We start from the raw sequence: 1,723 nt of genomic DNA, 5'->3' as shown, positions 1-1,723 counted from the left end.
ATGTATCTTTTATCTATAACTTCAACCAGTCAAAGTCATGGTGGGTCTGACAAGACTTGAACTTGTGACCCCACGCTTATCAAGCGTGTGCTCTAACCAACTGAGCTACAGACCCTCAGATACATCTATGAAGAACAACTTGTTGTGGATTCTTACCAATCGTCAATCTTTCGTTAAGGAGGTGATCCAGCCGCAGGTTCCCCTACGGCTACCTTGTTACGACTTCACCCCAGTCATCGGCCACACCGTGGTAACCGCCCTCTTTGCAGTTAGGCTAGCTACTTCTGGTGCAACAAACTCCCATGGTGTGACGGGCGGTGTGTACAAGGCCCGGGAACGTATTCACCGCGGCATTCTGATCCGCGATTACTAGCGATTCCGACTTCATGGAGTCGAGTTGCAGACTCCAATCCGGACTACGATCGGCTTTTTGAGATTAGCATCACATCGCTGTGTAGCAACCCTTTGTACCGACCATTGTAGCACGTGTGTAGCCCTGGCCGTAAGGGCCATGATGACTTGACGTCGTCCCCGCCTTCCTCCAGTTTGTCACTGGCAGTATCCTTAAAGTTCCCGACATTACTCGCTGGCAAATAAGGAAAAGGGTTGCGCTCGTTGCGGGACTTAACCCAACATCTCACGACACGAGCTGACGACAGCCATGCAGCACCTGTATGTAAGTTCCCGAAGGCACCAATCCATCTCTGGAAAGTTCTTACTATGTCAAGGCCAGGTAAGGTTCTTCGCGTTGCATCGAATTAAACCACATGCTCCACCGCTTGTGCGGGCCCCCGTCAATTCATTTGAGTTTTAGTCTTGCGACCGTACTCCCCAGGCGGTCTACTTATCGCGTTAGCTGCGCCACTAAAGCCTCAAAGGCCCCAACGGCTAGTAGACATCGTTTACGGCATGGACTACCAGGGTATCTAATCCTGTTTGCTCCCCATGCTTTCGCACCTCAGCGTCAGTGTTAGGCCAGATGGCTGCCTTCGCCATCGGTATTCCTCCAGATCTCTACGCATTTCACCGCTACACCTGGAATTCTACCATCCTCTCCCACACTCTAGCTAACCAGTATCGAATGCAATTCCCAAGTTAAGCTCGGGGATTTCACATTTGACTTAATTAGCCGCCTACGCGCGCTTTACGCCCAGTAAATCCGATTAACGCTTGCACCCTCTGTATTACCGCGGCTGCTGGCACAGAGTTAGCCGGTGCTTATTCTGCGAGTAACGTCCACTATCCCTAGGTATTAACTAGAGTAGCCTCCTCCTCGCTTAAAGTGCTTTACAACCATAAGGCCTTCTTCACACACGCGGCATGGCTGGATCAGGCTTGCGCCCATTGTCCAATATTCCCCACTGCTGCCTCCCGTAGGAGTCTGGGCCGTGTCTCAGTCCCAGTGTGGCGGATCATCCTCTCAGACCCGCTACAGATCGTCGCCTTGGTAGGCCTTTACCCCACCAACTAGCTAATCCGACTTAGGCTCATCTATTAGCGCAAGGTCCGAAGATCCCCTGCTTTCTCCCGTAGGACGTATGCGGTATTAGCATCCCTTTCGAGATGTTGTCCCCCACTAATAGGCAGATTCCTAAGCATTACTCACCCGTCCGCCGCTAGGTCCAGTAGCAAGCTACCTTTCCCCGCTCGACTTGCATGTGTTAAGCCTGCCGCCAGCGTTCAATCTGAGCCATGATCAAACTCTTCAGTTAAAATCATTTTG

The 1,723-nt window shown here is 51.5% G+C and carries 1 tRNA gene and 1 rRNA gene; both read right to left on the bottom strand.

The window, feature by feature from the left end:
- Nucleotides 1-38 precede the first annotated feature (38 nt).
- Nucleotides 39-115, bottom strand: a tRNA-Ile gene (locus ACH8JV_RS19330).
- A 59-nt stretch (nucleotides 116-174) separates the two neighbouring features.
- Nucleotides 175-1,712 (bottom strand): 16S ribosomal RNA (locus tag ACH8JV_RS19325).
- Nucleotides 1,713-1,723: the final 11 nt, after the last annotated feature.

It is taken from the genome of Acinetobacter sp. ABJ_C5_2, from assembly GCF_044538485.1.
Taxonomy (GTDB): domain Bacteria; phylum Pseudomonadota; class Gammaproteobacteria; order Pseudomonadales; family Moraxellaceae; genus Acinetobacter; species Acinetobacter nosocomialis_A.
This window is presented reverse-complemented; position numbering and strand designations above follow the sequence as displayed.